The organism is Streptomyces sp. NPDC003327 (assembly GCF_053589515.1).
This window is the reverse complement of sequence record NZ_JBSFSA010000057.1, coordinates 1-26,471: the sequence shown is the minus strand read 5'-3', so window position 1 is coordinate 26,471 and position 26,471 is coordinate 1. Positions and strand designations below refer to the sequence as shown.

The 26,471-nt window shown below is 74.4% G+C and carries 28 protein-coding genes; 18 read left to right on the top strand and 10 right to left on the bottom strand.

The genetic code is table 11. The annotated features are described in order from the left end of the window. The first annotated feature begins 2 nt into the window (after positions 1 to 2). Positions 3 to 524: a DUF4240 domain-containing protein gene (locus ACWDVG_RS28870; RefSeq protein ID WP_451703474.1), complete on the top strand. Its 522-nt coding sequence runs from the start codon at positions 3 to 5 to the stop codon at positions 522 to 524. Between the two features lie 36 nt (positions 525 to 560). Here the strand turns inward: ACWDVG_RS28870 and ACWDVG_RS28865 are convergent, their stop codons facing one another. Next, the gene (locus tag ACWDVG_RS28865; RefSeq protein ID WP_451703451.1) at positions 561 to 1,355 is read right to left on the bottom strand and encodes an SDR family NAD(P)-dependent oxidoreductase; all 795 of its coding nucleotides are present in this window, start codon (positions 1,353 to 1,355) and stop codon (positions 561 to 563) included. Between the two features lie 118 nt (positions 1,356 to 1,473). Between ACWDVG_RS28865 and ACWDVG_RS28860 the strand changes: the two genes are divergently transcribed. Then, the gene (locus tag ACWDVG_RS28860; RefSeq protein ID WP_451703449.1) at positions 1,474 to 2,220 is read left to right on the top strand and encodes a TetR/AcrR family transcriptional regulator; all 747 of its coding nucleotides are present in this window, start codon (positions 1,474 to 1,476) and stop codon (positions 2,218 to 2,220) included. Here the strand turns inward: ACWDVG_RS28860 and ACWDVG_RS28855 are convergent. Further along, on the bottom strand, positions 2,209 to 2,703 hold the full coding sequence (locus tag ACWDVG_RS28855) for an N-acetyltransferase family protein (RefSeq protein ID WP_451703471.1): 495 nt from the start codon (positions 2,701 to 2,703) through the stop codon (positions 2,209 to 2,211). The two genes, ACWDVG_RS28860 and ACWDVG_RS28855, sit on opposite strands and share 12 nt — an antisense overlap. Positions 2,704 to 2,885: 182 nt before the next feature. On the opposite strand from ACWDVG_RS28855, the gene ACWDVG_RS28850 reads away from it, so the two are divergent. Together ACWDVG_RS28850 and ACWDVG_RS28845 are read left to right on the top strand one after the other, a co-directional pair. Next, positions 2,886 to 3,800, top strand: a complete 915-nt coding sequence (locus ACWDVG_RS28850) for a TIGR01777 family oxidoreductase (RefSeq protein WP_451703448.1) — start codon at positions 2,886 to 2,888, stop codon at positions 3,798 to 3,800. 197 nt (positions 3,801 to 3,997) lie between these two features. After that, entirely contained in the window at positions 3,998 to 5,341 is a 1,344-nt protein-coding gene (locus ACWDVG_RS28845; RefSeq protein WP_451703447.1) for an FAD-dependent oxidoreductase, read from the top strand. Between the two features lie 496 nt (positions 5,342 to 5,837). Here ACWDVG_RS28845 and ACWDVG_RS28840 read toward each other — a convergent pair whose 3' ends face one another. Further along, positions 5,838 to 7,334, bottom strand: coding sequence for a regulator (locus ACWDVG_RS28840; protein WP_451703445.1), 1,497 nt, complete (start codon positions 7,332 to 7,334; stop codon positions 5,838 to 5,840). 296 nt (positions 7,335 to 7,630) lie between these two features. On the opposite strand from ACWDVG_RS28840, the gene lipB reads away from it, so the two are divergent. The 4 genes from lipB (at position 7,631) to ACWDVG_RS28820 (ending at position 10,709) form a co-directional block, all read left to right on the top strand. Next, entirely contained in the window at positions 7,631 to 8,458 is an 828-nt protein-coding gene (lipB, locus tag ACWDVG_RS28835; RefSeq protein WP_451703442.1) for a lipoyl(octanoyl) transferase LipB, read from the top strand. Between the two features lie 100 nt (positions 8,459 to 8,558). Next, the gene (gene lipA, locus ACWDVG_RS28830) at positions 8,559 to 9,527 is read left to right on the top strand and encodes a lipoyl synthase (RefSeq protein ID WP_451703441.1); all 969 of its coding nucleotides are present in this window, start codon (positions 8,559 to 8,561) and stop codon (positions 9,525 to 9,527) included. Positions 9,528 to 9,778: 251 nt separating this feature from the next. Continuing rightward, positions 9,779 to 9,994 carry an SCO2195 family GlnR-regulated protein gene (locus ACWDVG_RS28825; protein ID WP_451703440.1) on the top strand — a complete coding sequence of 72 codons (216 nt, stop codon included), beginning with the start codon at positions 9,779 to 9,781 and terminating at the stop codon, positions 9,992 to 9,994. A gap of 10 nt (positions 9,995 to 10,004) precedes the next feature. Next, a complete protein-coding gene (locus ACWDVG_RS28820) occupies positions 10,005 to 10,709 on the top strand; it encodes a DUF4191 domain-containing protein (protein ID WP_451703437.1) in 705 nt (234 codons plus the stop codon). Positions 10,710 to 10,796: 87 nt separating this feature from the next. Here the strand turns inward: ACWDVG_RS28820 and ACWDVG_RS28815 are convergent, their stop codons facing one another. Then, entirely contained in the window at positions 10,797 to 11,264 is a 468-nt protein-coding gene (locus tag ACWDVG_RS28815; protein WP_451703436.1) for an RDD family protein, read from the bottom strand. A gap of 222 nt (positions 11,265 to 11,486) precedes the next feature. On the opposite strand from ACWDVG_RS28815, the gene glnA reads away from it, so the two are divergent. After that, a complete protein-coding gene (glnA, locus tag ACWDVG_RS28810; RefSeq protein ID WP_451703433.1) occupies positions 11,487 to 12,911 on the top strand; it encodes a type I glutamate--ammonia ligase in 1,425 nt (474 codons plus the stop codon). Positions 12,912 to 13,005: 94 nt separating this feature from the next. On the opposite strand, the gene ACWDVG_RS28805 is transcribed toward glnA, so the two are convergent. Next, positions 13,006 to 13,281, bottom strand: coding sequence for a hypothetical protein (locus ACWDVG_RS28805; protein WP_451703431.1), 276 nt, complete (start codon positions 13,279 to 13,281; stop codon positions 13,006 to 13,008). 148 nt (positions 13,282 to 13,429) lie between these two features. On the opposite strand from ACWDVG_RS28805, the gene ACWDVG_RS28800 reads away from it, so the two are divergent. Next, positions 13,430 to 13,789, top strand: coding sequence for an ArsC/Spx/MgsR family protein (locus ACWDVG_RS28800; RefSeq protein WP_451703430.1), 360 nt, complete (start codon positions 13,430 to 13,432; stop codon positions 13,787 to 13,789). 39 nt (positions 13,790 to 13,828) lie between these two features. Here the strand turns inward: ACWDVG_RS28800 and ACWDVG_RS28795 are convergent, their stop codons facing one another. Then, entirely contained in the window at positions 13,829 to 14,737 is a 909-nt protein-coding gene (locus ACWDVG_RS28795) for a Gfo/Idh/MocA family protein (RefSeq protein WP_451703427.1), read from the bottom strand. A 280-nt stretch (positions 14,738 to 15,017) separates the two neighbouring features. On the opposite strand from ACWDVG_RS28795, the gene glnII reads away from it, so the two are divergent. Both glnII and ACWDVG_RS28785 read left to right on the top strand, forming a co-directional pair. Then, a complete protein-coding gene (gene glnII, locus ACWDVG_RS28790; RefSeq protein ID WP_451703426.1) occupies positions 15,018 to 16,049 on the top strand; it encodes a glutamine synthetase in 1,032 nt (343 codons plus the stop codon). Between the two features lie 370 nt (positions 16,050 to 16,419). Further along, positions 16,420 to 17,010, top strand: coding sequence for a winged helix-turn-helix domain-containing protein (locus ACWDVG_RS28785; RefSeq protein WP_451703425.1), 591 nt, complete (start codon positions 16,420 to 16,422; stop codon positions 17,008 to 17,010). Here ACWDVG_RS28785 and ACWDVG_RS28780 read toward each other — a convergent pair whose 3' ends face one another. After that, complete coding sequence (locus tag ACWDVG_RS28780) at positions 17,011 to 18,435, bottom strand: PepSY-associated TM helix domain-containing protein (RefSeq protein ID WP_451703423.1); 1,425 nt, start codon at positions 18,433 to 18,435, stop codon at positions 17,011 to 17,013. It lies immediately after the preceding gene. Between the two features lie 53 nt (positions 18,436 to 18,488). Then, positions 18,489 to 19,163: a hypothetical protein gene (locus ACWDVG_RS28775; RefSeq protein WP_451703421.1), complete on the bottom strand. Its 675-nt coding sequence runs from the start codon at positions 19,161 to 19,163 to the stop codon at positions 18,489 to 18,491. A gap of 115 nt (positions 19,164 to 19,278) precedes the next feature. Between ACWDVG_RS28775 and ACWDVG_RS28770 the strand changes: the two genes are divergently transcribed. The 4 genes from ACWDVG_RS28770 (at position 19,279) to ACWDVG_RS28755 (ending at position 24,283) form a co-directional block, all read left to right on the top strand. Continuing rightward, the gene (locus ACWDVG_RS28770; RefSeq protein WP_451703420.1) at positions 19,279 to 20,079 is read left to right on the top strand and encodes a tyrosine-protein phosphatase; all 801 of its coding nucleotides are present in this window, start codon (positions 19,279 to 19,281) and stop codon (positions 20,077 to 20,079) included. Positions 20,080 to 20,242: 163 nt separating this feature from the next. Further along, entirely contained in the window at positions 20,243 to 22,159 is a 1,917-nt protein-coding gene (locus ACWDVG_RS28765; RefSeq protein ID WP_451703469.1) for a hypothetical protein, read from the top strand. A 190-nt stretch (positions 22,160 to 22,349) separates the two neighbouring features. Next, entirely contained in the window at positions 22,350 to 23,234 is an 885-nt protein-coding gene (locus tag ACWDVG_RS28760) for a metal-dependent hydrolase (protein WP_451703419.1), read from the top strand. Then, entirely contained in the window at positions 23,234 to 24,283 is a 1,050-nt protein-coding gene (locus tag ACWDVG_RS28755) for a PDR/VanB family oxidoreductase (RefSeq protein WP_451703418.1), read from the top strand. Before ACWDVG_RS28760 ends, ACWDVG_RS28755 begins: the two co-directional genes overlap by 1 nt. Positions 24,284 to 24,314: 31 nt before the next feature. On the opposite strand, the gene ACWDVG_RS28750 is transcribed toward ACWDVG_RS28755, so the two are convergent. Then, a complete protein-coding gene (locus ACWDVG_RS28750; protein WP_451703416.1) occupies positions 24,315 to 24,701 on the bottom strand; it encodes a hypothetical protein in 387 nt (128 codons plus the stop codon). A 37-nt stretch (positions 24,702 to 24,738) separates the two neighbouring features. Between ACWDVG_RS28750 and ACWDVG_RS28745 the strand changes: the two genes are divergently transcribed. Further along, complete coding sequence (locus ACWDVG_RS28745; protein WP_451703414.1) at positions 24,739 to 25,497, top strand: TetR/AcrR family transcriptional regulator; 759 nt, start codon at positions 24,739 to 24,741, stop codon at positions 25,495 to 25,497. Here the strand turns inward: ACWDVG_RS28745 and ACWDVG_RS28740 are convergent. Next, positions 25,482 to 25,814 (bottom strand): 5-carboxymethyl-2-hydroxymuconate Delta-isomerase, encoded by a 333-nt coding sequence (locus ACWDVG_RS28740; protein ID WP_451703467.1) that lies wholly within the window; start codon positions 25,812 to 25,814, stop codon positions 25,482 to 25,484. The two genes, ACWDVG_RS28745 and ACWDVG_RS28740, sit on opposite strands and share 16 nt — an antisense overlap. Positions 25,815 to 25,866: 52 nt before the next feature. Here ACWDVG_RS28740 and ACWDVG_RS28735 point away from each other — a divergent pair, with 52 nt between their 5' ends. Continuing rightward, the gene (locus tag ACWDVG_RS28735) at positions 25,867 to 26,385 is read left to right on the top strand and encodes a GNAT family N-acetyltransferase (protein WP_451703412.1); all 519 of its coding nucleotides are present in this window, start codon (positions 25,867 to 25,869) and stop codon (positions 26,383 to 26,385) included. Positions 26,386 to 26,471: the final 86 nt, after the last annotated feature.

Genomic DNA, 26,471 nt, shown 5'->3' with positions numbered 1-26,471 from the left:
TGATGGACGAGACCGAGTTCTGGGAGATCATCGACGCCGCCCGCGAGGACGCCGAGGGCGATCCTGACGAGCAGGCGGACCTGCTCGTGGAGCGGCTGACCCGGCTGGATCCCGACTCGGTGCTGGACTACGCGCGCCATTTCGAGGCCCGCTTCAACCGCGCGTACCTGTGGGACCTGTGGGGCGCGGCGGCCGTGCTGCTGGGCGGGGCGGGCGACGAGACCTTCGACGCGTTCCGGTGCTGGCTCATCGGGCAGGGCCGGGACGTGTACGAGGGCGCCGTGCACGATCCGGACGCCCTGGCCGATCTCCTGGACGAGTTCGACGCGGAGATCGACGGGGACGGCGAGGAGATCGGTTTCGCGGCGGACGAGGCGTACGAGGCGCTGACCGGTGCGGAGACGCCCGACCTGGGGCTGCCGATGCCGGGCGGGGAGCCGCTCGGAGCGCCCTTCGACCTCGACGACGACACGGTGCTGGCCGCCCGCTTCCCGCGCCTGTGGGAGCGCTTCGGCGCCTCCTGAGGCCGTGGTCGTACGGGCCCGGGGGCCTGCGGCGGGTCAGAAGTGGGTGCCGCCGTCGACGCGGACCTCGGTGCCGGTGATGAACCTGCCGTCCTCGCTGGCGAGCATCGCGACGACGCCGGCGACGGTCTCCGGGCCCGCGAAGCCCTGGCCGAGGGCGGGGGCGAGCTTGGCGAAGAGCGACCAGTCGGTGTCCTCGGGCAGGCCGGGGCCGACGGACTGGCGGCTGGCGCCGGAGCCGTCGGTCATGCCGGAGGAGATGGAGCCGGGCTGCACGGCGCTGAAGCGGATGCCCTGCTTGGCGTACTCGGCGGCGAGGGCGTGCGTCATGGACTGGATGCCGCCCTTGCTGGCCGCGTAGGCCGCCATGTAGGGGTGGGCGAACATCGCGGAGGTCGAGGAGAAGTTCACGACGGCCGCGTCCCGGCCCTCCAGGAGCGCCGGTATCGCCTCGCGGATCACGAGGAAGGTGCCGGTGAGGTTGATCCGGAGGACCTGCTCGAAGCTGTCGAGGCTGGTCTCGTGGGTGTGCGAGGAGCGCAGGACGCCAGCCGCGTTGACGAGCACGTCCAGGCCGCCGAGCGCCTCGACGGCGGTGGCGACGCCGGTCCGCACGGAGGTCTCGTCGGCGACGTTCACGACGACGGTGGTGAGGCGGTCGTCGGCGTCGCCCGCCTTGGCGACGGTGTCCTTGAGGCCGTCCTCGCTGATGTCGGCGGCGACGACGCGGCCGCCCTCGGCGAGCATGCGCAGGACGGTGGCCTGGCCGATGCCGGAGCCTCCGCCGGTGACGAGCGCGCGGCGTCCTTCGTAACGGGTCAGCTGGTTCATGGCGGCAACCTCTCGATGTCGAGTTTCCGGGGATGCCGACACGGTACGCCCACATGGCACGTTTTGCCATAAGTACACGTCGTGCAGGTGAGGCGTCGACGGGCGTAGGCTTGCTCCGGTGACCACCACGCCCGACGGGCCGAGGACGCCCGCCCCGAACCTGACGGAGCGCCGCAAGGCCGCCACCCAGCTCGACATCGCCCGCGCCGCCGCCGAGCTCTTCACCGAGCGGGGCCCCGACGCCACCACCGCCGAGGACATCGCCCAGCGGGCCGGGGTCGCCCTGCGGACCTTCTACCGCTACTTCCGCTCCAAGCAGGACGCCGTCGCCCCGCTCCTGGCGGGCGGCGCCGACCGCTGGCGCGCACGCCTCGCCGCGACGGAACCGGGCGCCGGCGTGCCCGAGGCCCTGGAGCGCTCGATCGCCGACGCGCTGGAGCCCGGGGACGCCACGGAGGAGGAGGGCCTGCGCTGGACGCGCGGGCTGCTGCGCGCCGCCGACGAGGACCCGGCGCTGCGGGCCGTCTGGTACCGGGTCAACCAGGAGTCCGAGGAACGGCTGCGCGAGGTGGTCGCCTCCCTCGCCGGCCCGGGCGCCGACCCGCTGGAGGTACGGCTCGCGGCGGCGGCCGCCACCGACGCCATCCGGATCGCCCTGGAGTGCTGGGCCGGGACCGACGCACCCGTGCGCGGGGAAGGCGCCCCGGCCGCCCTCGCGGTGCGCTGCCTGCGCGAGCTGATGGGCGGGATGCGCCTGCTCGGCGGGGCGGGCGGCGCGCGTCCGGGTGAGGGTGCGAGTGCGGGTGGGGGTGCCCCGGGCGGGGCGGGCGGGGCGGATGACCCGGGCGGGGCCTCAGTCGGTTAGGCGGCGGCCCATCAGGACGTCGTCGACGGAGACGCCGTCGAGCAGGAACTCCCCCGGCAGCACGCCCTCGACCACGAAGCCCTCGGAGGCGTACAGCGCGCGGGCCGGCGCGTTGTGCCCCAGCACCCGGAGCGTGAGCCGTACGGCCCCCTGGGTCCGGGCGCGCTCCATCGCGGCGCGCAGCAGCGCCCGGGCGACGCCCTTGCCGCGGGCGGACTCGGCGACCACGAGGCCCTGGATCTGGCGGACGTGCGCGTTGACGGCGAGCGGGGTCGGCGGGACGACCCGGACGTAGCCGACCGGCACGCCCGCGCGGACGGCGACGAGATAGTCCTCGGGCCGGTGCCGCTCGTCGAAGAACGGCTCGTACGGCTCCACGGGCGCGGGCTGCACGGCGTGCAGCGTGGACCAGGCGGCCCGGTCGAGCTCCCCGAGCTCCCGCTCGTCGTCCCGTACGGCGACGCGAATCCGCGTCTCCGCCATCGGCGTCTCCGGCATCCGTGTCTCCGCCATCTGCGTCTCCGGCGTGATCATGGGGGCCACTGTGCCACGTGGGACGCCGTGACGGCAGGGGGCGGGGCGGCGGGGCCGGTCGCGCGGATCACGGCGGGCGCGCCGGGCGGGCGGGTGTACCGGCGTCCGGGGCGGGCGGGCAGGATGGGGACATGCAGCGTTCCGCCACCCGCAAGCGCGTCGCCGTCACCGGCGCCTCCGGCCTCATCGGCTCCGCCCTGGTCCGCTCCCTGCGCGCCGACGGGCACGACGTCCTCCGGCTCGTCCGGCACCCCGCCCGCACCGCCGACGAGGTCGAATGGGACCCGAAGCGGCTGTACGTCGACGCCGCCGGGCTCGTCGGCGTCGACGCCGTCGTCCACCTCGCGGGCGCCGGGGTCGGCGAGCGCCGCTGGACCGAGGCGTACAAGCGGGAGATCCGCGACAGCCGGGTGCTCGGCACGACCGCCCTCGCCCAGGCCCTCGCCTCGCTCGCCGACCCGCCCGAGGCCCTGGTGTGCGGCACGGCGCTCGGCTGGTACGGCGACACCGGCACGCGCGCGGTGGACGAGAGCGCGCCCGCGGGCACCGGCTTCCTGCCCTCCGTCTGCGTGGAGTGGGAGGCGGCGGCGGCGCCCGCCGAGGAGGCCGGCATCCGCGTCACCTACGCCCGTACGGGCCTGGTGGTGGCGCGCGAGGGCGGGGCGTGGGGGCGGCTCTTCCCGCTGTTCCGCGCCGGGCTCGGCGGGCGCATGGGCAACGGCCGCCAGTACTGGTCCTTCATCTCCCTCCACGACGAGGTCGCCGCCCTCCGGCACCTCGTCGACACGCCGTCCGTGTCGGGACCCGTGAACCTGACGGCCCCCGAGCCCGTCACCAACCGGGAGGTGACGGCGGCGATGGGACGGGTGCTGCGCCGCCCCACCCCGTTCCCGGTCCCGGCGGCGGTGCTCAGGGTCGCCCTCGGGGACTTCGCGCACGACGTGCTGGGCAGTCAGCGGGTGCTGCCGGGGCGGCTGTTGGAGTCCGGTTTCGACTTCGCGTTCCCGACGATCGACGACTCGATCGCCGCGGCCGCCGCCCGCTGACCCCCTTCCTTCCCCTCGCTACGGAGTCGCTCTGCGCTCCCCGTGCTGCGTGCACCCCGCCGCGCGCGGGCTCCTTCCGTGGGAGCGCTGCCTAGGCTCGATGCCCATTGCTCGATACGAACGCGAACTCGGGCATTCCGGAGCCCGGTTGGGGGCATAACGCCCCCCACTGGCGGCGGCGACCTGGGGAGGGGCACGTGCTCAGTACGGCAGACAGCACACAGCGCGGGAACGTGACGGAGACGGTCGACGTCGTCGTGGTGGGAGCCGGGGTCGCGGGACTCGCCGCCGCCCACCGGCTGATCGGCGCGGGGCTCACCGTCGCCGTCCTGGAGGCGGAGCCGCGGATCGGCGGCCGGTACGCCACGGACACCGTCGACGGCTTCCGGCTCGACCGGGTGGGCCCGCTGCTGACGCTCTCCCCCGGGGAGCTGCGGGCCGCACCGGGCCTCGACGGCATCGCACTGCGCCCGTACGCCCCCGGGGTTCTCGTCCACAGCGACGGCCGGTACGCGCGGTGGGGCGCCCCGCACCCGCGCAGGACGGGCGGGCACCGGGGCGTGGGGGGCGCGTTCAGCATGGCGCGCGCCCTTGCGAACGCCCCCCGCAATCCGGCGGTCTCGCTCGACCAGGCGCGGCTCGGGGCCTCCCTCGTCCGGCTCGCCACGACTCCGCCGCAGCGGCTGCTCGCCCGGCCGGAGCGGACGGCCCGCGAGGCGCTGGCCGCGCGGCTGCCCGCCAGGACCGTGCAGGGCGTCCTGCGGCCGCTCCTCGCCGCGCTCCTCGCCGACCCGGACCTGGGCATGTCCAGCCGCCAGGCCGACCTGGCGCTCCGGGCGTTCGCCCGCGGCCGGCTCGCCGTCCCCGAGGGCGGCTCGGCCGCCCTCCCCGAACGGCTCGCGGCGACCCTGCCGCCCGGCACCGTCCGTACCGGCGTCCGGGTCACCGACGTGTCGGTCGCGCGGGTCCGCACGGCCGACCACGGCACGTACGGCTGCCGTTCCGTCCTCCTCGCCACCGGGGCGCGCACCGCGGCGACGCTCCTGCCGGGCCTGCGGGTCCCGGACTTCCACGCCGTCACCGTCCTGCACCACACGGCGCCCGTGGCGCCCTCCGCCGATCCGGCGCTGCTGCTCGAATCCGATCCGGGCGGGCCGGTGGCGCACACCACCGTCATGAGCGCGCTCGACCCCGGACGCGCGCCGGCGGGCCGGGCCCTGATCACCTCGACGGTCCTCGGGACGCCGCCGGACGACACCGAACGCCGGGTGCGCAAGCACCTCGCGACGCTCTACGGGACGTCCACCGACGAGTGGGAGCTGCTCGCCCAGTACCACACGGTGGACGCGGCGCCGGCGATGCGGCCGCCGCACGACGCGGGGCGGTCGGTGCGGTTGCTGGCGGGGCTGTACGTGTGCGGGGACCATCGGGGGGCGTCCACGCTGGCGGCGACGCTCGCCTCCGCGGACCGCGCGACCCGCTCGCTCCTCACCGACCTGGGCGCCCCCACCGACCCCCTCCCCCACCCCAAAGCGGCCTGACCCCCACGGGACCGATGGGGCGTCGCCCCTCGTGCGGCCTGCACCCACCCGGGCGGTGCCGCCGTCGCACCCCCGTGCGGGCCGCGCCCGCAGTGCCGGTGCGGTGTCGCCCCCGCCGCGCGGGCTGCGCCCGCAGGGCCGGTGCGGTGTCGCCCCCCCGTGTGGGCTGCGCCCGCCGGGGCGGTGCGGTGTCGCCCCCCCGTGTGGGCAATCGTCCCGCAGGGCGGGACGGGTGGGCACACGGGACGGCGCCCTTGCGGGCGCCTCCGCTCCCTGCACCTGCCCGCACCACAAGGGAGCCGCACGACTGGTGCGGGTTCGGGCACAGGAGCCTCTGGCGCCGGCCAGGGCGCCGTCCGTTGTGCCCACCCTTATCCTCCCCCTCGGGCTGCGCCCTGGGGGGACCCCCACAGCGGAACGAATGCCCACAACGGGGTGGCCCCGGGCGCCGCTTCCGGCGGGTGCAGCCCGCAACGGGGGCGCGGCGGGGGCGGCGTCAGCCGAGGGCGGAGACGCGGTCGCGGTAGGTGCGGGCCGCCGGGGCGTCGCGGTACGGCTCCAGGCGCCGCTCGAAGTCCCGCACGTACTCCAGCGCCCGCGCCGACCGCATCTCCGACGCCTGCTGCGCCGCCTCCGCCCCCAGCGCGCACGCCTGGTCGAGTTCGCCGAGGGCGAGCCGCGCGGTGGCGAGCACGACCCGGCAGAAGAGGCGGCTGCGGACGTAGCCGGGGGCCCGGAGCTGGAGGGCGCGTTCGGCGTGCTGGGCGGCGGGGCGGTACTGCTGGAGGTCCCGGTGGCAGTGGCCGAGTTCGTCGGCGAGCTGGGCCTCGTCGAACGTCCGGGCCCAGTGGGGCACGTCGTCGCCGGGCCGGGCCGCTTCGAGGGCGCGTTCGGCGCGGACGAGGGAGGCGCTGCACACCCGGGCCTCACCGAGGACCGCGTGGCCGCGCGCCTCGACGGCGTGCAGCATCGCCTGGACGACGGGCGGCGCGGCGGGACCCACGCCCTGCTGGGCGACCCGGGCGAGCTGGACGGCCTCGCGCCCGTGGCCGAGGTAGACGGCCTGGCAGCTCATGGTGAGGAGCACGTACGAGCCGTAGGCCCGGTCCCCGGCGGCCTGGGCGAGCCGCAGCGCCTGGACGAAGTACCGCTGGGCGAGGCCGTGGGCGGCGATGTCGTACGAGGTCCAGCCGGCGAGCCGGGTGAGGTCGGCCGCGGCGGCGAAGAGGCGTCGGCCGACGGACTCGCCGTACGTGCCGCGGAGCATGGGCTCGGCCTCGTGCTCCAGGTAGCGGACGAGGGCCTGGCGGGCGTGGCCGCCGCCGTAGGCGTGGTCGAGGGTCCGGAAGAGTTCGGCGACGGAGCGGAGCGCGGCGACGTCGCCGCTGGAGACGCGTTGGCCGGGGCCCCGGTCCGTACCGCGCTGGCGGGGGACGTGGTAGCGCCCCTGGAGCGGGACCCGGTGGTCGTGGAGGGCCGGTCCGGCGGAGGCGGCGGCGGATGCGGCGGGGCGGACGGCGGGTCCGGGCGGGAGGTCGCCGCGGGCGACGCGCTCGTCGGCGCGGCCGATGAGCCAGTCGCGGCTGGGGACGACGAGTCCGGCGGGGGTGAAGGCGATCTTGCGGAGTTCGGCGTGGCTGCCCGAGTCCTTGCGCCAGAGTCCGCTGACGATGTCGACGGCCTCCTCGGGGGTGGCGGCGAACTCCAGGCCGGCGTAGACGGGCGCGCAGGCGTCGAGGCCGAGGTCCTGGGCGGAGAGGCGGCGGCCGAGGCGGCGGGTGAAGACCTCGGCGATGAGGGCGGGGGTGGTGCCGCGGGGCTGCTGGCCGCGGAGCCAGCGGGTGACGGAGGTCTTGTCGTACCGCAGGTCGAGGCCGTGTTCCAGCCCGAGCTGGTCGACGCGTCTGGCGAGGCCCGCGTGGGAGAACCCGGCTTCGGCGATCAGCGCGGCGAGCTGGCGGTTCGGGATGCGCTGCGGTGGTCGTTCCGTCATCAGCTGTGCGGTCTCCTGCCTTCCGGGCCCCGGTGGCAGCCCGTTCGGACCCTCATGGATCGGCGTGAATTTAGCGGTCCGCACGGCCCGTACCGCCACCTTCGCCCCACATTCATCCGATCGTGTGAGGATTGACGGGCATCGCTGACGTAGAAACCCTGGTCCACCTGCCGGAGGGACGTCCCCGGCGCGGCCGTACAGTGGCAGGGGCGCGTAACACGCAGGGTGCCGAGCCGGCTCCCGCCCCGGGACGATCCCCGGTACCCGGCTCACGGCACCCAGGAGGAGGCATGGCCGTGAGTGAGCTGCGATTCGTCCGCATGGGGTTCGGCGCGGACGCCGTCGACTACCGGGTGGCCTGGGACAAGCAGCGCGAGGTGCACGCCGCACGGTTCGCCGACGAGGTCGAGGACACCTGTCTGCTCCTGGAGCACCCGCCGGTCTACACGGCCGGCCGGCGCACCGCGGAGAGCGAGCGCCCCCTGGACGGGACGCCCGTGGTGGACGTCGACCGCGGCGGCAAGATCACCTGGCACGGCCCCGGCCAGCTCGTCGGCTATCCGATCCTGAAGCTGCCGCGGCCGGTCGACGTGGTCGCGCACGTGCGCCGTCTGGAGGAGGCGCTGATCCGTACGGCCGCCGACTTCGGCCTGGAGACCACCCGGATCGAGGGCCGCAGCGGCGTCTGGGTCCTCGGCGACCCGGTGGAGCGGCGGCCGCAGCTCGGCGGTCTCTCGCTCGACTTCGACCCCCGGCTGAACGACGAGGAGTTCGACCCGCGCCTCAACGGCCCGGAGTACGCCCCGTCCAACGCCGGGCAGCGCCGCGAGGACCGGAAGCTGGCGGCGATCGGCATCCGGGTCGCCAAGGGCGTCACGATGCACGGCTTCGCCCTGAACGTGAACCCGGACAACACCTGGTTCGACCGGATCATCCCGTGCGGCATCCGCGACGCGGGCGTGGCCTCGCTCGCCAACGAGCTGGGCCGGGACATCACGATCGAGGAGGTGCTCCCGGTCGTCGAGAAGCACCTGCGCGAGGTCCTGGAGAACGCGGAGCCGAAGCCGCGGGTCGTGGAGACGGCCACGGGAACGGCCGCCGAGGCGGTCACGGCCCCGGCCTGAGGAATGCCGAGCTCTGGCCATGGGTTGGCCGGACGTAAGGCATGGGAAGCAACGGGCGTACCCTGGTGTGCGCCGAAGAATCGAAGCTACAGGAGCCGATGTGTCCGCAGTCGCACCCGACGGACGCAAGATGCTGCGCCTGGAGGTCCGGAACGCCCAGACCCCCATCGAGCGCAAGCCCGAGTGGATCAAGACCCGGGCGAAGATGGGGCCCGAGTACACGAAGATGCAGGGTCTCGTGAAGAGCGAGGGCCTGCACACGGTCTGCCAGGAGGCGGGCTGTCCCAACATCTTCGAGTGCTGGGAGGACCGCGAGGCGACCTTCCTCATCGGCGGTGACCAGTGCACGCGGCGCTGTGACTTCTGCCAGATCGACACGGGCAAGCCCGAGGCGCTCGACCGTGACGAGCCGCGCCGCGTCGGCGAGTCGGTCGTCACCATGGACCTGAACTACGCCACCATCACCGGCGTCGCGCGCGACGACCTGGAGGACGGCGGCGCCTGGCTGTACGCGGAGACCGTGCGCCAGATCCACCAGCAGACGGCGGACCGCGCCGAGGGTCGCACGAAGGTCGAGCTGCTCGCCCCCGACTTCAACGCGGTGCCGGAGCTGCTGGAGCAGGTCTTCGACTCGCGCCCCGAGGTCTTCGCGCACAACGTCGAGACGGTTCCGCGGATCTTCAAGCGGATCCGTCCCGGCTTCCGCTACGAGCGGTCGCTCGACGTCATCACGCGGGCCCGGGACTACGGTCTGGTCACGAAGTCGAACCTGATCCTCGGCATGGGTGAGACCCGCGAGGAGATCAGCGAGGCGCTCCGGCAGCTGCACGAGGCGGGCTGCGAGCTCATCACGATCACGCAGTACCTGCGCCCCTCGGTCCGGCACCACCCCGTGGAGCGCTGGGTGAAGCCGCAGGAGTTCGTGGAGCTGAAGGAGGAGGCCGACGAGATCGGCTTCTCCGGCGTGATGTCGGGCCCGCTGGTCCGCTCCTCGTACCGGGCGGGGCGCCTGTACCAGCAGGCGATCGAGAAGCGCGGCGCGGTGGACAACGCCACCCAGGCCGTGTGAATCGCCGCACAAGCCCTTACCGGCCGGTAGCGGCCGAGTGCACCGCGGCCCGTACGGCCCCGCAGCTCAGCGGGGGCGTACGGGCCGCGGCGGCGTTCCGGGCGCCGCGCGGACGGCCGCGTCGACGTTTCATCTGTGTTTGACCACCGGGTCACGCCCTGGTAACACCATTCTGTGAGCCTGGTTTCACTCACCGCCACCACCGCTCACTCCCCCCACCTCGTCTCATCCACTCCGAGAGAGGACCCCAGATGCCGGCCGCACCGACGCACGTCCGCGTCACCGCGATCCCGTCCGTCACGGACGCCCTGAGGGCCGTGGAGGCCCTGCTCCTCGGCGCCGGACAGCGAACCGCCCGCCGCAACGCCTGGACCTCCGTCCTGGAGGACCGCCGCCGGGCCAAGGACCGGATCGAGGCCCAGCACGTGATGGAGGTCGTGTCGGGGCGCGCGTCCCGGGCCACGTAAACTTCAGGACATGGCGAGGAAGGCAAACACGGGCGGCGCTGACGCCGCGAACCCCGGGCGACTGAAGCAGATCGCCCTCACGTACAAGATGACCCGGAAGGCCGACCCCAAGGTCGGGCTCGTCGTCGCGGGCGTGGGCATCGTCGTACTCGGTGTCCTCCTCGGTATCGGCTTCCTGATCGGCCACCCGGTGTACCTGGGCATCCTGGGCTTCGTCCTGGCGCTGCTCGCGATGGCCATCGTCTTCGGGCGACGGGCGGAGCGCGCGGCCTTCGGGCAGATGGAGGGCCAGCCGGGCGCGGCCGCGGCGGTGCTGCAGAACGTCGGGCGCGGCTGGACGACGACCCCCGCGGTCGCGATGAACCGCAATCAGGACGTCGTGCACCGCGCGGTCGGCCGCGCGGGCATCGTGCTGGTGGCCGAGGGCAACCCCAACCGGGTCAAGGCCCTGCTGGCGGCCGAGAAGAAGCGGATGAGCAGGGTCGTGGTGGACGTGCCGGTGCACGACATCATCGTCGGCAACGGCGACGGCCAGGTGCCGCTGAAGAAGGTCCGTACGACCATGCTCAAGCTGCCCCGCGTGCTCTCGGGCCCGCAGGTCACCTCGGCCAACGACCGGCTGCGGGCGATGGGCGACCTGATGAGCAACATGCCCCTCCCGAAGGGTCCGATGCCGAAGGGCATGCGGATGCCGCGCGGCGGAAAGATGCGCTGACCCGACCGCTGCCCCGACTCTGACGAGGAAGGCCCCGGACCGCACGGTCCGGGGCCTTCCTCGTGTCCGTCTCCCGCGGCCCTGGCGTCAGACGCGGACCTGGACGGCGCCGGAGAGGCGGTCGTGGAGGCCGCGGCCGTCGCGGTCCCAGATGAGGGCGGGGACGGCCAGGCAGACGAGGAGCGCGCGGACCGGCGCGCGCCACACGGCCAGTCGGCCGCCCGCCGCGGAGACGACCCGCAGCCGGAAGAGCAGCTTGCCGGGCGTGGCGCCGACGGTGCCGACGGTCAGCGCGCTGGTGACGAACAGGATGAGCAGGGCCCAGTTGCCGGTCGCCTGGCTGTAGCCGTCGGCGATCAGGCCGTATGCGATCAGCATGCACAGCGCCCAGTCGACGGCGAGGGCGCCGAGCCGGCGGCCGGGGCGGGCGATCGAGCCGGGCCCCTCCTCCGGCAGTCCCAGCTGCTGACCCCGGTACCCGAAGTCCACGCCTGCTTGCTCCGCCGCGGCACGGGGGCCGGAGAGCCACGATCCGAGTGCTTGCCTGTTGTCCACCCGACCACGGTACTGCGCCCGTTTTCGATCACTTCGGTCCGGGTAGCCGAAGCGGCGGTGCGGGTGGGCGCACACCCACGCCGGTTAACTTCGACGAAACAAATGGGTCATGCTTGAGAAATCCCGTCTGCCTATGGTCGGGTCCGAGCGTGTGCCACCGCACTGGCCGCACGACCGAGCTGCAACCCCGCCCCTCCCCGGGCCGGGAGTAGGAGGAGTTGGATGTCCCAGAAGCACGGGTTCCAGAACGCCGACGAGGTCCAGAAGTTCATCAAGGACAACGACGTCAAGATGGTCGACGTCCGGTTCTGCGACCTTCCGGGCGTGATGCAGCACTTCACGATCCCGGCGACGGCCTTCGACCCGGCGGAGGAGCTGGCCTTCGACGGCTCGTCGATCCGCGGTTTCCAGGCCATCCACGAGTCGGACATGGCGCTCCGCGCCGACCTGTCGACGGCCCGCCTGGACCCCTTCCGCCGCGACAAGACGCTGAACATCAACTTCTTCATCCACGACCCGATCACGGGCGAGCAGTACAGCCGTGACCCGCGGAACATCGCGAAGAAGGCCGAGGCGTACCTCGCCTCCACCGGCATCGCCGACACCGCGTTCTTCGGCCCCGAGGCGGAGTTCTACGTCTTCGACTCGGTCCGCTTCGAGACCTCGGCGAACCAGGGCTTCTACCACATCGACTCCGAGGCCGGCGCCTGGAACACCGGCAAGGTGGAGGACAACCGGGGTTACAAGGTCCGCTACAAGGGCGGCTACTTCCCGGCCCCGCCGGTCGACCACTTCGCCGACCTGCGCTCGGAGATCTCCCTGGAGCTGGAGAACGTCGGCCTGCAGGTCGAGCGCCAGCACCACGAGGTCGGCACCGCCGGCCAGGCCGAGATCAACTACAAGTTCAACACGCTGCTCGCCGCCGCCGACGACCTGATGCTCTTCAAGTACATCGTGAAGAACGTCGCCTGGCGCAACGGCAAGACCGCGACCTTCATGCCGAAGCCGATCTTCGGCGACAACGGCTCGGGCATGCACGTCCACCAGTCGCTGTGGTCGAACGGCGAGCCGCTGTTCTACGACGAGACGGGCTACGCGGGCCTCTCGGACACCGCCCGCTACTACATCGGCGGCATCCTCAAGCACGCCCCGTCGCTGCTCGCCTTCACCAACCCGACGGTGAACTCGTACCACCGCCTGGTCCCGGGCTTCGAGGCCCCGGTCAACATGGTGTACTCGCAGCGCAACCGCTCCGCCGCCATGCGCATCCCGATCACCGGCTCGAACCCGAAGGCCAAGCGCGTCGAGTTCCGCGCGCCGGACCCGTCCTCGAACCCGTACCTCGCCTTCTCGGCGCTGCTCCTCGCGGGCCTCGACGGCATCAAGAACAAGATCGAGCCGATGGAGCCGATCGACAAGGACCTGTACGAGCTGGCTCCCGAGGAGCACGCCAACGTCCCGCAGGTCCCGACCAACCTGGAGGCCGTCCTCTCCGCCCTTGAGGAGGACAACGAGTACCTGCAGGCCGGCGGCGTCTTCACCTCGGACCTGATCGAGACCTGGATCGACTACAAGCGCACCAACGAGATCGCCCCGATCCAGCTGCGCCCGCACCCGCACGAGTTCGAGCTCTACTTCGACCTCTAAACCGCGCGGCCTCACGCACGAGGGCCGCCGCCCCCGGACTTCCGGGAGCGGCGGCCCTCGCCGCGTGCGGGGGCGGGGCCGGGGCCCGGCCGCGTCAGCGGCCGTAGCGGATGAAGGCGCGGACCATGCGGCAGGTGGTGTCGGACGGCGGGTGGATGCCGAGGTGCTGGGCCGTGGTGCGTATGGTCGTGTCGGTGGCCTTCGACGGGACGTAGACCCCCGCGTCGAGCAGGGCGATCGCGAGGCGCATCGCCTTCAGGCGCCGGTTGTGCGTCACGTACCACTCGCGGGGGCGGCCCGCGGGGAGCGGCTTCTTCTGGAGCGGCTTCCAGGGTTCGAGGGACGGCGTCCGGATCACGGCGAGAGCCATGGGCTACCTCCTGGCGAACGGTGGGCGCGGACCCTCCCCGGGGCCCTCGCTTGTACCCCCCATTTTAGTCGCCCCCACTGACAATCGCCCCTGGCCAGAGGGGGTTTGGGGGGTGGTGGTGAGGGCTCGGGGGGGTACCGTGTGGGGCATGGAGATCTGGATCAATCCCGCCTGTTCCAAGTGCCGCAGCGCCCTCACCCTCCTCGACGCCGAGGGTGCCGACTACACCGTCCGCCGCTATCTGGAGGACGTGCCCACGCCCGACGAGATCCGGCGGGTCCTCGACCGGCTCGGGCTGGAGCCCTGGGACATCACCAGGACCCAGGAGGCCGTCGCCAAGGAGCTCGGCGTGAAGGAGTGGCCGCGGGACGCGGAGCACCGGGACCAGTGGGTCGAGGCGCTGTCCGCGCACCCGAAGCTCATCCAGCGGCCGATCATCACGGCCGAGGACGGGACGGCCGTCGTCGGCCGCTCCGAGGAGGCCGTGCGGGACGCCCTGTCCCGCTGATGTCCTGACCGGCACCGGCACCGGAGGGGCCGGTGCCGGTCAGGCCGGGGAGCCGGCGGCGTGTTCCGCCCGTTCCAGGATCTCGGTGAGGCGCAGGCCGAAGCGGGCGTCGCAGGGGTGGGGGGTGTCGGTGCGGGCCGCCGTGAGGAGGGCGTCGACCGCCGCGGCGAAGGCGTCGACCGCGCCGTTCCAGGCGGGGAGTTCGGCACGGCCCGCGGTGCCGTGGAGGGTGAGGGCCGTCCCGGCCGCCTGTGGGGGCGCGCCGAGGGTGAGGGTGGCCGTGCTGCTCGCGCCGGAGTCGTGGCGCAGGACCAGGTGGTGGGTGCCGTGCGGGCCGGTGGCGGCGGTCACCGCGGTGACGTCGCCGAGGATCGGTAGGTAGACGGAGAGGACGTGGGGGCCGACGTCCCAGAGGCCGCCCTTCTCGCGCCGCCAGGGCGAGGCGGCGTACGGGCTGTCGGAGCCGGGGCCGTAGAGCGAGCCGAGCCAGTGGGCCTCGCCGAGGAACCAGCCGCCCGCGGCGGCCTGCCGCTCGATCCAGTCGGCGGTCGGCGCGGCGAAGCGGAGGGTGCAGAAGACGACCGAGGCGACTCCGGCCGCCTCGACGGCCCGGCTGACCGTGCGGGCCGCCGCCGCGGTCGTGGCGACCGGCTTGTCGAGCAGAACGTGCCGTCCGGCCTGCGCGGCGCGCACGGCCAGCGGGGCCTGGACGTCCGGCGGGAGGGCGAGCGCGACGGCGTCGCAGTCGGCGAGGAGGGCGTCCACGTCCTCGTACGGGCGGGTCCCGAAGGCGGCGGCGAGTTCGCGCGCCGCGGCGGGGCGTCTGCCCCAGACGCCCGTGAACTCGACGCCTTCGTGGGCGGCGAGCGCGGGCGCGTGGGTGCGGGCGGCCCAGGGGCCGGTGCCGAGGAGTCCGATGCGGGGCCTGCCGGCCGGGGTGTGCGCCATGGCCCCAGTCTGCCGGTCGCCACCGACAACAGGGCCGACCGCCGCCGCCGACGGCCCGCCCCGTATACGAACGGGTTCCGCGGAGGCTTCGCACGGGGGTCCGGGTCGGCGGCGGAAGGGCGAGTAACACGGGGTTCACAAACGGGCAACCGTCGGGAAATCCCGTGTTGGGAAGCTGCGGTCGAACACCGGGAGCGCAGTCGGCGCTCCGGACCGCAGCTTCTCGCAGTGCCGCGAGCCGCAGCGGAGCCCCGCAGCAGCACGCCAAAGGATGAGACCCGTGACCTTCAAGGCTGAGTACATCTGGATCGACGGCACCGAGCCGACCGCGAAGCTTCGTTCCAAGACGAAGATCATCGCCGGTGAGGGCCTCGCCCTCGAGGAGCTGCCGATCTGGGGCTTCGACGGTTCCAGCACCAACCAGGCCGAGGGCCACGCCTCGGACCGCGTGCTCAAGCCGGTGTTCTCCTGCCCGGACCCGATCCGCGGCGGCAACGACATCCTGGTGCTCTGCGAGGTCCTCAACACGGACATGACCCCGCACTCCTCCAACACCCGCGCCGCGCTGGTCGAGGTCGCCACCAAGTACGCCGCGCAGGAGTCGATCTTCGGCATCGAGCAGGAGTACACCTTCTTCGACGGCACCCGCCCGCTCGGCTTCCCGGTCAACGGCTTCCCGGCCCCGCAGGGCGGTTACTACTGCGGCGTCGGCGTGGACGAGATCCACGGCCGTCCGATCGTCGAGGCGCACCTGGAGAACTGCCTCAAGGCGGGCCTGGGCATCTCCGGCATCAACGCCGAGGTCATGCCGGGCCAGTGGGAGTTCCAGGTCGGCCCGCTGTCGCCGCTGGAGGTCTCGGACCAGCTGTGGATCGCCCGCTGGCTGCTCTACCGCACGGCGGAGGACTTCGACGTCGCCGCGACGCTCGACCCCAAGCCGGTGAAGGGCGACTGGAACGGCGCGGGCGCGCACACCAACTTCTCCACGAAGGCGATGCGCGAGGGCTACGACGCCATCATCACCGCCTGCGAGGCCCTCGGCGAGGGCTCGAAGCCGCTCGACCACGTCAAGAACTACGGCGCCGGCATCGACGAGCGCCTGACGGGTCTGCACGAGACCGCTCCGTGGGACGAGTACTCGTACGGCGTCTCCGACCGCGGCGCCTCGGTCCGCATCCCGTGGCAGGTCGAGCAGGACCGGAAGGGCTACATCGAGGACCGTCGCCCGAACGCGAACGTGGACCCGTACGTGGTGACCCGTCTCATCGTGGACACCTGCTGCGAGGCCCTGGAGAAGGCCGGCCAGGTCTGATCCGCCCGCTGTCGCGCGCCCGTTGAGGGGGCGCCCGCCGTTCCGTACGGTGGGCGCCCCCTTCCGGCATGTGGGCAGCGCAACAGCGGTCCGGGGCTGCCCCGGGACTGCCCAGGGCCCTTCCCTCCTGGTTTAATAGGGATATGGCAAGGACAGAGCGGAACAGCAGCGCGCGGGGTCGCCTCGACCTCGAGCCGTTCTGGCCTTCCCGGCAGCACCACGACTTCGACCGGTGCTGTCGGCGCGTGAGGAACGCGTCGGCCCCCTAAAGCCACGACCGGACGGATTCCGGTCCCGGCCTTCGGCCGCCGCGCATGACGTACGACGCCTGACCGTCCGTCCGCTTCCCGCGCGAAAGAGCTGAGCTTCCATGGCCCACACCCAGACCGCCGCCCCGCTCCCCTCCCTCCGTCCCCGGCTGCGCGCCGTCGCGCCCGACGAGGTCCTCGACCTCGCGCAGGTGGCGGACTTCCTGCCGCCGGGCGCCACGCTGCTGCCCGCTCCTCCGCACGCCCTGCCGACGCTGCCGGGCCGCCCGCCGATGGTCGGGTACCTGGTGCTGCTGCCCGCCGACCGGCAGGCGCCCGCCCCGGCCGCCGCACGTGTCGCGCCCGCCCCGTCCGTCGCGTCCGTCGCGCCGCAGGCCGGTCCGGGTGTCGCCGACGGCCCCGGCGCCGCCGAGGGTCCCGTCGCGATCGACGCCGTCCAGCGGATCGCCCGCGTGGACGGGCGGGCGCTCGACCTGACGTATCTGGAGTTCGAGCTGCTCGCCCATCTCGTGGCGCACCCCCACCGGGTGCACACGCGGGACCAGTTGGTCACGACGGTGTGGGGGTACGGGCACGTCGGCGACGGCCGTACGGTCGACGTGCACGTGGCCCGGCTGCGGCGGAAGCTGGGGGCCGAGCACCGCCGCACGATCCAGACCGTGCGGCGGGTCGGCTACAAGTACATCCCCTGATCAGGCGGTTCGCCGGGACCTCAGCCTCGCCGCCAGGCCGAGGCCGAGGTCGACGGCGAGGAACAGCAGCAGGCTGACGCCGAGCAGCGGGACGAACCACGCCACCAGGGCCGTGCCCGCCGCGAGCGGCAGCAGCAGGGTCACCGGCACCTTCCGCCAGGCGCCGCGCGCGACCGGACGCCCGGGGCGGCGCAGCCACCACATGCGGTAGCCCCAGAGGATCAGCAGGATCAGGCAGAGCGCGAGGGCGGCCAGGGCGAGCTGGTTGAACAGGCCCAGGAAGACGCCGGTGTGGGTGTCGATGCCGAAGCGGGTGAGCTTGGCGAGGACCGGGTAGTCGGCGAAGCGCAGGCTGTCGAGGACGGCCCCGTCGGCCGGGTTCACGGCCACCGAGTCGAGCTGGACGGGGTACTGGGTGTCGGTCTCCTTGACCACATACCCCGTGCCGTCGGTGGGCAGCGTGACGGAGACGCGCGGGCTGTCGATGCCGGCCGCGCGGGCCGCCTCGAGGGCCCGGTCGACGCCGATGTCCGCGCCCTGCGGGGTGGCGGTGCCGTGGTGGGCGCCGCCGTGGCCCTCGTGCCCGGAGGCGTCGCCCGCTCCCCCGTCGACGCCTGCGGAGAGGGTCGGGGTGGCGCCGCCGAGGCCGTCCTGGAGGACGCCGATGTTCTCGCCGGCGTACCGGGACCAGGTCAGTCCTGTGGCGGAGAGCAGCAGCAGGCCGAGCGCCGCCCACAGGCCGACCGAGCCGTGCCAGGAGAGGGTGCGGCGGCGGGACGCGGTGCCGCGCTCGGGCAGGACCAGGGCGCGGCGGTTCTTGCGGCGGCGGCCGAACCAGAGCAGCAGTCCGCCGAGGACGACCACCCAGAGCCAGCTCGCGGCGAGTTCGCTGTAGTGGCGGCCGACGTCGCCGAGGCGCAGGTCGCGGTGGAGGTCGTCGACCCAGGTGCGCAGCGGGAGCGCGCCGGAGCCGCCGTAGCTGGGGAGCTGGCCGCGGACGTCGCCGGTGTACGGGTCGACGAAGACGGCGAGCGAGGTGCCCTCGGGCACGTCGGGGTCGGCCATCAGGACGCGGGTGGTCGCGCCGGGTTCGGCGCCGGGCCAGACGGCGGTGACGGTGCCGTTGGGGTTCACCTTGCGGGCGAGGGCGACCTGCTGGGAGAGCGGGAGGACGGTGTCGCCGACGGGAACCTCCAGCTCGTGGGCGTACACCACCTTCTCGGCCTGGAAGGAGAGGGCGTAGAGGAGGCCGCTGAGGGCGGCGACGAGGAGGAAGGGGGCGACGAGCACGCCCGCGTAGAAGTGGACGCGCAGGACGAGGGGGCGCAGGGCCGCCCAGGTGGAGTCGCGGCCGGTGGCGGGGGCGGGGTCCGACGGCGGTGGCGTGCCGGGGGTTTCCGGGCGCGCGAGATCGTCGATGGTCATGGCGGACTGTCCTTGGAGTCGTGTGTGTCGACAGGGGGAAGCGGCCCCCGGGGTCAGACGTGTGCTCCGAGGACCGTGGCGCGGGGTGCGGACAGCCGGGGCGGGCCGCGCCGGGAGAGGGCGTGGGCGAGGACGACGGTGTGCGGGCGGTGGGCCTCGGCGCGGGTCGCGCGGGCGGGGCCGCGGGGGGCGTCGGGGACCCGGACGACGGCGAGCAGCAGTCGCAGCGGGGTGAAGGCGTAGGCGACGGCGGCGCGGGCGAGCGTGAAGAGGGCGGCCTCGCCGTGGGCGAGCCAGAGGCCGCAGAGGAGCGCGGCGAGCAGGTGCGCGGCGAGCATGCCGGTGCCGTCGGCCGCGGTCTCCGGCGCCGTTCCCGCCATGCCCGCCATGCCCGGCATGCCCGGCACGGCGTGCGGGGTGCCGTGCGGGACGGGGGCGCCGCCCGCGTGGGCGGGCGTGCCGTGCGAGGAGTGGGCGCCGGTCAGGGAGAAGGCGAGGTGCAGGCCGACCTGGAGGAGGAGCAGCGCGCCGGCGATCGACGGCGCTCCCCTGCGGCGTCCGGCGGCGGCCCACGCGGCGAGGGCGGTCACGGCGAAGGCGCCGAGCAGCGCGGACGGCGCCAGGTCGTGGACGGACATGGACGAATGCCCCACGGCGGCCAGTGCCACGCACACCACCGCGAAGAGGGCGGCTCGCAGGGCACGCAGGGGCGACCGGGCATTCGTCATCGTGCGCCATGGTGTCACCCCGACGGGTGAGGCAGAAGACCGCACCCCACCTGCCCGAAGCGGAACGATCCACTACGGTCGGCAGAAAAGCGTACGAACCGGAGGAGCAGCCGACATGCCCGCCATTCCCGCCGCCTCCGTCGCCAACCTCCGGGACCTCGGCGGACTCCCGCTCGGCCGCGGCCGCTCCGTGCGCGCCGGGCTCGTCCTGCGCTCGGCGCAGCTCGACCGGCTGGACCCGGCGGAACCCGCCGTGGCCGCCCTGGGCGTCCGTACCGTCGTGGACTTCCGCACGGAGGCCGAGCGGGCCGAGCGGCCCGACCGGCTGCCGCCCGGCGCCCGGCTGCGGGTCGCCGACGTGCTCGCCGACTACCTGGCGACCAGCGGGCTGCCGCCCGCCGGCCGGCTCAAGACGCTGCTCACCGACCCGGCGCTGGCCCAGGAGCACCTGGGCGGCGGGCGGGCGAGGAAGGCGTTCGCGCGGACCTACCGCGCCTTCGTGACCAGCGACTCCGCCCGTGACTCGTACCGCGCCCTCCTGCAGGAGCTGGGCACTCCGGGCGCCGGGCCGCTGCTGTTCCACTGCACGGCGGGCAAGGACCGCACGGGATGGGCGGCGGTTGTCGTGCTGTCCCTGCTCGGCGCGGACGAGGAGACCGTGCGGGCCGAGTACCTGTCGGTCAACACGGCGGTGCGGCAGGCGTTCGCCCCGATGATCGAGGGCTTCACGGCCCAGGGCGGCGACCCGGAACTCGCCCTCCAACTGATCGGCGTCCTGCCCGAGTACCTGGACGCGGGCCTCGACGAGGTGGCGGTCCGGCACGGCTCGATGGAGGCGTACGTACGGGACGGCCTCGGCGTTCCGGACGAGGTGACGGAGCTGGTCCGCGCCCGCCTCACGGTCCACGCGGCCTGACCCGCCGCGCGAACGCACCGCGACGGCGGCCCGGCCGGAGCTCCGCCACGGCACGACCGGGACTCGATCGCGGTCGGCGGGCAGGGGCACGGGCCCGGGGTGACCATCGGATGAATCGCTCGTTCTGCTGAACGTGAGCACCCAGGATCTCGCCCCCTCGCCCATGGGACCCGTCGACGTCGAGCAGGCCGAGGCCGCGCTCGTCGAGCGCTATCCGCGGCTCGTCCGGATCGCCTATCTCGTGCTGCCGTCCTCGCTCGGCCGCAACCGCAGGGTCCTGACGGCGCACGCGCTCGTCCAGCGCGGCCTGCCCCGGCGGCGGGTCGCCGGGGCCGCCGTGCCCGGGCCGCGCCGGGCGGAGGACGCGGTCGACCCCGGGTACGCGTACGTGCGCGGCGAGGTGCTGCGGCAGGCCCTGGTCGCCGGGGAGCCGCTGTGGCGCCGGGCCCTGCCCCGGCGGGCGCAGTTCCCGCCGCTGCTGCCGCAGGTGTGGGGGCTGCGGCTGTTCCCCCGGGCCGGCGGCGCCGACGAACTCGCCCTGGACCACCGGCTGTCCGGGCTCTCGGGGCCGGGGCGCGCCGCGTACGTGCTGCGCGGCCTGGAACGACAGGGCGACGCCGAGGTGCTGCGGGTCCTCGCGGCGGCGGGGGTCGCGGACCCGGCGGCGGCGCTCGACGAGGCCGACGCCGTCGACCGCTCGGACGCGGGACGGGTCGGCGGCGCGGCGCTCCTGGAGTCGGCGGAGTTCGACCCGTGCTCGCTCCAGGCGCGGCCGACGGACCTGCTGCGGCGGCGCCAGCACGGCCGCGCCGCGCTGGTCGCGGCGGCGGCACTCGTGGTGTGCGGGACGCTGCTCGGGCTGCCGGGCGACGGCTGGGGCAGGAACGGTGCCGCGGCGCCCTCGTACGCCCGCAACCCGGCGGCGGAGGCGGCGCTCGACCCGGGGCGGGTCAAGCGCGTCGTCCCGGCCGCCTGGGGGGTCTCGACCCGGCGGGACTTCTCCGTGTGGCCCGCCAGGGGCGCGCTCGCGGGCGACCGGGCGCTGCTGCGGCGCGCGCTCGCCGTGTGGGCGCGGCCGAGCGCCGCCGTGCGTTCGTCGGCGACGCCGGGCACTCCCGTCGGGCCGCCGATGGGGCCGCCGCAGCTGCTCTTCGCGGGCGTCGTGGACGGGGCCCGGGTGGTCCTCTTCCACGACGGGCTCCGGGCGGTGCGGTACGCGGAGCCCGTGCGGGGCACGGCGGGCGCGGCGCTCGACTTCGCGCGGACGGACGGCGCGGACGCGGTCGGCGGGGCGGCGCTCGTCGTCTCCCGCGCGGCCGGCAACGTCCGCTATCTGACGGCGCCCTGGGTGCGCGGGACGGCGGTGCGGGACCTGCTGATGCCGGACAAGGAGCCGTGGCCGCTGGCGCGGGACGCCTCCGGGGTGACCGAGCCGGTGCCGAGCCCGGCGCAGGCCGAGGGGTGCGCCCGCTGGAACACCCTTGAGGTCCGGGACGGTTCGGGGACGCGGCTCCTCACCGACCTGGGCGAGCTGGCGCCCGCCCGGCTGCTGTGGGGGCCGCCGGACGCCCCGGTGGACCCGACGGGCGCCGAGGCGCGCCGGGCGTGGGCGCGGACGGCCTGCGGGCTGACGGCGGTGCGGGCGCACGGGGTGCGGTCGGTGAGCGCCTGGGGGTTCGCGGAGCAGGCGCTGCCGGAGGACGCGGGGCGGGCCTCGTGGGTGTGCACCCGCGCGGAGACCTGGCGGGGCACCGGCAGCCGGGTCCTGGCCCAGTTCCTGGCGCCGGAGGCGCCGAAGTCCGCGTCGGGGACCCCGGCGGCGCTCGCCGCGCGGTCCGAGGGGTCGCCCGCGTGCGGGGTGCGCGAGCCGCGGGTGCTCGCGGGCGTCCTGTGGCAGGCGAGGAGCGGCACCTGGTACGTCCTGGCGGCCGGCAGCCGGGAGTTCACCGCCCTCGAACTCTCGGCGGGCGTGACGGGCCGCTCGGACGGTCGGGTCCTGGCGGTACGGGCGGAGGCGGGCGCCCGCGCGGAGCTGACCGGCACCCTGCGGGACGGAACGCGGGTGCCCGCCCTGCGCTGAGTTCCCGGGCGTCCGGAAGGGACCGGGAAGGACCGGGAGCGGCCGCCCGCGCCGGGCCAGCGGGCGTCCGGAATGGACCGCGAACGGCCGCCCGCGCCGAGCCCGCGGGCCCCGACCGGCACCGCCCCCGCGCGGAGAAAGCCGCTGCACGGCTCTGGCCCGACCGTCTACCGATCAGTACATTGACGCCATGTCTAATACGCAGCCTGCACCGGTGGCGTCGGAACACGTCGAGCTCAAGGCCCGCAAGGTCTCCTTCGACTGGACGGGGACCCCGCTCCACTGGGTCCCCGGCGACCCCTTCACCACCCACACCATCAACGTGCTGCACCTGCTGCTCCCCGCCGGCGAGCGCTGGTTCGTGCACGTGTACAAGCAGGCCCTGCCGTACATCACCGACGACCGGCTGCGCGAGGACGTCGTCGGCTTCGTCGGCCAGGAGGCCGTCCACTCCCAGGCCCACGACGACGTCCTCCCCCACCTGCGGAAACTGGGCCTCGACCCGACCCCGTACACCGCCCAGGTCGACTGGTTCTTCGAGAAGCTGCTCGGCGACCGCACGCTGCCGCCGGGGCGGGCACGCCGCTGGTGGCTGATGGAGCGGGTCGCGCTGATCGCCGCCATCGAGCACTACACCGCCTTCCTCGGCGACTGGGTCCTCAACGCCGACGAGCTGGACCGGCGCGGTGCCGACCCGACGATGCTGGACCTGCTGCGCTGGCACGGGGCCGAGGAGGTCGAGCACCGCTCGGTCGCCTTCGAACTCTTCACCCACCTCGACGGCGGCTACCGGCGCCGCGCCCGGACCTGGGCGCTGGCCTTCTCCGCGCTCGTCTTCCTCTGGCAGCGGGGCGTCCGCTTCTTCATGGAGAACGACCCGAGCCTCCTCGACCCGAAGGCCTCCTTCGCGGACTTCGTCCGCAAGGGCCGCGAGGGCGTGCTGCCGTCCACCCCGGCGATGCTCCGCTCCGTACCCCGCTACCTGAGCCGGTCCTACCACCCCTCCCAGGAGGGCGACACGGCCCAGGCACTCGCCTACCTCGCCTCCTCCCCCGGCGCCAACGGAGGCCGCTGATGCCCCGGTTGACCACCGTCGCCCTCGTCGCGGGCGCCGCGCTCCTCGTCCGCCGCGCCGTGCGCCGCCGGATGTCGACGGCCCCGCTCTGGCCGATGCCCGCCCTGGAGGAGCCCGTCTCCGGGTACGGCCGCGGGCGCACCGTGCCCCGCAGGGTCAGGGTGGCCGGGCGGAACACGCCCGCCGAGGGGGTCGTCGAGCTGCGCCTGGAGGGCGAGGGGCTGCCCGCCTGGCAGCCGGGCGCCCACATCGACCTGGTGCTCCCCTCGGGGCTCGTGCGGCAGTACTCGCTCTGCGGCGATCCCGGCGACCCGTCCTCGTACACCGTGGCGACGCGGCTCGTCGAGCACGGCCGCGGCGGTTCGCGCGAGGTCCACGAGCGGCTGCGTCCGGGCGCGGAGGTCGAGATCCGGGGGCCGCGCAACCGCTTCCCGCTCGTCGCGGCGCCCGCGTACGTCTTCGTCGCCGGCGGCATCGGCATCACCCCGGTGCTGCCGATGGTCCGCGCGGCGGAGGCCGCGGGGGCGGACTGGCGGCTCCTGTACTGCGGCCGCAGCCGGACCACCATGCCGTACCTGGCGGAGGCCGAGCGGCTCGGCGACCGGGTGACGGTGGTCGCCGAGGACGAGTCCGGTCTGCCCGGGCTCGGGTTCCTCGCGGCGGTGCCCGCCGAGACGGCCGTCTACTGCTGCGGTCCCGACGGGCTGATGGACGCGGTGGCCGCGGCGATGCCGGAGGGCCGGGACGCGCGCTTCGAGCGGTTCTCTGCGGCGACGGCGACCGGCGGCTCCCCCTTCGAGGTCGAACTGCGGCGCTCGGGGCGGACGGTGGCGGTGGCGGCCGGCCAGACGGTCCTCGACGCGGTCCGCAAGGAGCTGCCGGACGTCCCGTACTCCTGCGCGCAGGGCTTCTGCGGGACCTGCCAACAGCGGGTCGTGGAGGGGGAGATCGACCACCGGGACGATCTGCTCACCGACGCCGAGCGGGACGGCTCGATGCTGATCTGCGTCTCGCGCTGCGCCGGGAAGCGGCTGGTCCTCGACCTCTGAGAAGCGGGCGGGGCGGGGCGGCGCTACGGCGCTACGGCAGGATCAGCCAGTCGAAGGCCAGCGCGGCGAGGAGACCGCCCACCAGGAGCCAGGTGCCGAGCCGCGTACGGCCGTTGCGGGACAGCTCGATCACGACGCCGCAGAGGATCATGGCGAGGCCGTAGACCCCGACGACCAGGACGGACGTGCGGCTCGCCAGACGGACGACGAGGACGACGGCCATCGCGACGAGCAGGACGGAGGCGGCGGCGACGCGCAGCCGCCGTGCCTGCTTGGGCGTGAGGCCGGACGCGGAGACCGTCTCGTCGGCCTCGTCGGCCTCGTCGCCTTCCTCAACCTCGTCCGTACCGTCGGTCTCCTCGAACTCGTCTGCCGCGTCGGCCTCGGCGGCCGCGGTCTGCTGGTCGGAAGCGCTCATGGGGCAGGAGCGTAACGGACCCCGTTAGGCTGTTCGTATGACGACCGGGGTACGCCGCAGGATGGGCGTCGAGGAGCGCAAGCAGCAGCTGATCGGGGTTGCCCTCGAACTCTTCAGCCACCGCTCTCCCGACGAGGTGTCCATCGACGAGATCGCCGCCGCGGCGGGGATCTCGCGGCCGCTGGTCTACCACTACTTCCCCGGCAAGCAGAGCCTGTACGAGGCGGCGCTGCGGCGCGCGGCCGACGAGCTGGCGGCCCGGTTCGTGGAGCCGCCGCGGGGGCCGCTCGGGGCGCGGCTGCTGCGGGTGATGCGCCGGTTCTTCGACTTCGTCGACGAGCACGGGCCCGGTTTCGCGGCGCTGATGCGCGGCGGTCCGGCGGTGGGCTCCTCCACCACGAACGCGATGATCGACGAGGTGCGGCAGGCCGCGTACGAGCAGATCCTGGCTCACCTGGAGGTCGAGGAGCCCTCGGCCCGGCTCGAACTGGTCGTCCGGTCCTGGGTGTCGCTCGCCGAGTCGACGGCGCTGCTGTGGCTGGACGGCCGCCGGGTCCCGCGCGCCGAGCTGGAGTTGCAGCTCGTGCACGACTTCGCGGCGCTGGCGGCGGTGAGCGCCGCGTACGACGCGGAGATGGCGGCAATCCTGGTCGGCATCCTCGCCGACGAGCCGGCCGACGGCCCGTTCGGGGAGCTGGTGTCCCGGCTCGTCGCCCTCGTGCCGCAGGTCCCGGACGTGCCGCGGGAACCGTCCCCCGTGCCGCAGGTCCCGGAACCGTCTCAGCTCCTGCGGTAGGAGGCGTCGAGCTCGCGGACCTCGGCGAAGAGCAGCACGCCGTCGGTGGTCTTCAGGTGGTGCGGCAGCAGGGCGAGCACGGCCTCGGTGAGCCGTGCCTTGGCCTCGTCGGTGCGGCCGGGGAGCAGGGCGATCTCGACGTGGACGCCGGCGGCCTCGGCCGAGCCGTCCCCGACGACCGTCTCCTCGACCTCCCGGAAGCGGGTCTTGCAGGCCTCGACCTGCGTGTCGACGGTTCTCGCGACGAGCGGGTGGAGGGCGAGCGCGAAGCCGCGCCGGTCGAGCGGCGCGGAGTAGTCCACGGTGATCTGCGGCATGGGGTCACTCCCGGTCAGTCGAAGGTCGGGCCACAGCTTTACGGTGATCGCCATGACGACACAAGTGACCTTCCGGCAGGCGGACGACCGCGACCTCGACCTTCTGGTGGCGCTGTTCGACCGGGTGGCCGCCTGGCTGGTGCGCATCGGCGTCGAGCAGTGGCGGCCCGGGGCCCGCGACGCCGGGCACTTCCGCGAGCGGATCGCCGTGGGCGAGGTCTGGCTCGCCCTGCACGAGGGGCGGGCGGTCGGCGCGTACGAGCTGTGGTGGGAGGACGAGCAGGCGTGGGGCCCGCAGCCGCCCGTGGCCGGCTACGTCCACCGGCTGATGACCGACCGGGAGGCGGCGCCCGCCGGGACGGGGCGGGCGCTGCTCGCGCACGCGGAGGGGCGGATCGCCGCCCTCGGCCGTTCGGTGGCGCGGCTGGACTCGCTGACGAGCAACCCGCGGCTGCGCACGTACTACGAGGCCGCGGGGTACCGGGTGGTCGGCGAGGAGCCCGGCAAGCTCGCCGCCGACGGCAGCCGGTACGCGGTCACGCTGTGGGAGCGGCCGGTCACCCGCGGGTGACCGGCCGGCCCGGGGCGGCGGGGCGACGGAGAACGGAGGAGCGGGGGGTGGGGGAACAGGTGGTATTGCGGCGGGGGATAGAAGGG